2 protein-coding genes are annotated in these 2,958 nt (G+C 73.4%); both read right to left on the bottom strand.

Annotated elements, in window-relative coordinates:
* Positions 1–427: 427 nt before the first annotated feature.
* Positions 428–1,264, bottom strand: coding sequence for a J domain-containing protein (locus B9S61_RS18135; RefSeq protein WP_103543206.1), 837 nt, complete (start codon positions 1,262–1,264; stop codon positions 428–430).
* A gap of 91 nt (positions 1,265–1,355) precedes the next feature.
* Entirely contained in the window at positions 1,356–2,804 is a 1,449-nt protein-coding gene (locus B9S61_RS18130) for a DUF2252 domain-containing protein (RefSeq protein ID WP_181007418.1), read from the bottom strand.
* Positions 2,805–2,958: the final 154 nt, after the last annotated feature.

The following is a 2,958-nucleotide window of genomic DNA, read 5'->3' as shown; positions in this document are numbered from 1 at the left end:
CCTCCGGACGACTTCACCATCGGCTTATACGTCCGGTCTCTTGCCCGATGCCAGGCGTGGTCAGACGGGTCTCTCCTGTTCCGGCCCAGACTGTGCACACGTGCCGCCCCCCATACCCCGGGAGAACCCCGAAGGCTGACCCCGGAACAGGGCCCTCGGGACGTGGCCTTCGCCCGGACATGAGGGGCTCGGCTTCTCCGCTGTACGTGTGACGAGGCTGCAAGGTTCGCTTCACGCTACGGCCCGCGTGCTTGCTCCCTCCAAAGAGGCACTCGACATCCCGCTCAGCCCGCCGCGTCTCCACGACGAACCGGGACCTGCTACCGGGCACTCCGGTGTCTACCCGGACGGGACTTCCACCCGCGAGCCTGGACCAGCTTTCAGGACGCAACATGCCCACGACGCTACCCGACCCGGCGGGCGCGGTTCAGGCCAGCAGAGCCGCCAGCTCCGCCTCGCGTTCGGTCACCTGCGTCCGCAGCTGACCGGCGATCTCCTCGAGCAGCCGGTCGGGGTCGTCCGGGGCGAGGCGGAGCATCGAGCCGATGGCGCTCTCCTCGAGCTCCCTGGCGACCAGCGTGAGCAGTTCCTTGCGCCGGGAGAGCCATTCGAGGCGGGCGTAGAGCTCCTCACCGGCGCTCGGTACACGCTTCAGCTCCGGTCCGGCGGCCCATTCCCCGGCGAGTTCGCGCAGCTCGGCCTCGCTGCCACGGGCGTAGGCGGCGTTGACGCGGGTGATGAACTCCTCACGGCGGGCGCGCTCCTTGTCCTCCTGAGCCAGGTCCGGGTGGGCCTTGCGGGCGAGGTCGCGGTAGAGCTTGCGGGCCTCCTCGCTGGGCCGCACCCGCTGCGGGGGCCGCACCGGCTGGTCCGTGAGCATGGCACCGGCCTCCGGGAACAGTCCGCCCCCGTCCATCCAGCCGTTCATCAGCTGCTCGACGCCGGGGATCGGCATGAGCCCTGCGCGCGCCTCGTCGGCCCGGCGCCGGTCCTCCGGGTCGTCGCTGCGGGCGGCCTTCGCCTCCAGGATCCGGGCGTCCAGCTCCTCGAGCCGGGCGTACACCGGGCCGAGCTTCTGTTCGTGCAGCCGGGAGAAGTTCTCGACCTCGACGCGGAAGGTCTCCACGGCGATCTCGAACTCGATCAGCGCCTGCTCGGCCGCCCGTACCGCCTGTTCCAGCCGGTCCTCGGGCCGCACCGCACCACCGTCGCCGGGCGCACGCTCCGCGCCGCCGCCACCCTGCTCACCTTCCGAGGTCGTCACCCGGACAGCGTAGGCCACCCGGCCGGGCGCCACGCCCCGCTCCTGCGGCGCACGTCCCGGCCGGCCGTGCACGCCCGGCCGGGACGCCCCCTCACACTCCCGTCTCCGCAGCGATCCGTCCCGACCTCACCGCCCTCACCAGGTCCGTGTGGTCCGCCTCCGTGCGGTCGGCGTAGGCGACGGCGAAGGCGGCCACCGCCTCGTCCAGCTCGTCGTTCTTTCCGCAGTAGCCGGCGATCAGGCGCGGGTCGGCGCTGTGCGAGTGGGCGCGGGCCAGCAGGGCGCCGGTCATCCGGGCGTAGTCGTCGACCTGGTCGGCGGCGAGTGCCGCGGGGTCCACGCTGCCCTTGCGGTTGCGGAACTGGCGCACCTGGTAGTCGCGGCCGTCGACCGTCGTCCAGCCGAGCAGGCTGTCGCTTATCACCTGCATCCGCTTCTGGCCGTGGACCACGCGCCGGCCCTCGTGCCCGGGCTCGGGGGCGTCGAATCCGGCCGTCCGCAGATGCGGCACCAGCGCCGAGGGGCGGGCCTCCTTCACCTGGAGGACCAGGGGCTCGCCCCGGTGGTCGAGGAGGAGCACGACATAGGACCGCGTGCCCACGCTGCCGGTGCCGACGACGCGGAACGCCACGTCGTGCACGGCGTGCCGGGCGAGCAGCGGATGGCGGTCCGGCGGCAGTGTGCCGAGGTACTCCTCCAGGGAGGCGGCCACCCGGGCCGCCTCGGCGTCCGGTATCCGGCTCAGCACCGGAGGCGCGGCGACGAAGCGGCGTCCGCCGTCCCCGGCCGGCTCGGTGGACTTGGCGGCGAACCGGCCGCTGGTGTTGGAGCGGGCCTTCTCGGAGACCCGCTCCAGGGTGCCGAGCAGATCGTGGGCGTCGGCGTGCGAGACCAGTTCCTCGTCGGCGATGGCGTTCCACGCGTCCAGCGCGGGCAGTCTGGAGAGGAGCCGCATCGTGCGCCGGTAGGCGCCCACGGCGTCGTGGGCGGCCGCGCGGCAGGTGTCCTCGTCCGCGCCCGCCTCCCGCCCGGCGAGCACCAGTGAGGCGGCGAGCCGCTTGAGGTCCCACTCCCAGGGGCCGCGCACGGTCTCGTCGAAGTCGTTCAGGTCGATGACCAGTCCCCCGCGCGCGTCCCCGTAGAGACCGAAGTTCGCCGCGTGGGCGTCACCGCAGATCTGGGCGCCGATCCGGGTCATGGGGGTGCGGGCCAGGTCGTACGCCATGAGACCGGCCGATCCGCGCAGGAAGGCGAACGGCGTCGCCGCCATCCTGCCCACCCGGATCGGGGCCAGCCCGGGCAGCCTGCCGTGGCTGGACTCCTCCACGGCGCTCACCGCGTCGGGGCGGGAGCCGTCCGGGTCGAGCACGGCGTGTGCGCCGCGCGGGACCTCCGCGCGCAGCGCCTTGCCCTCCTGCTTGGGTGCGCCCGCGGCCGGCCACTCGGCGAACCCGGGCACCCGCGGAAGCCGCCGCGCCTGCTCCGCACCGCCGGCCGGGCGGGCCCCCGCCCCCTCGGCGACGCCTTCGGCCCCGGGCATCCCGGCAGCGAACTCGGTCACGGCGACCGCCTCCCCGTGCACATGCGTGCCGTACACACGCGTCGACATTGATCGTGCCGACCGTACAACCGGTGGCCGAAAAGCGTCAGGCCCCTGTGGACAACTCCCGACCTGTGGACAATCAACCCGCACC

Origin of the sequence: Streptomyces sp. SM1, from assembly GCF_002910825.1 — a bacterium.
Classification (GTDB): Bacteria; Actinomycetota; Actinomycetes; order Streptomycetales; family Streptomycetaceae; genus Streptomyces; species Streptomyces okerensis.
Note: the sequence above shows the minus strand (reverse complement) of the source record. Positions and strands in the feature narration are given on the sequence as shown.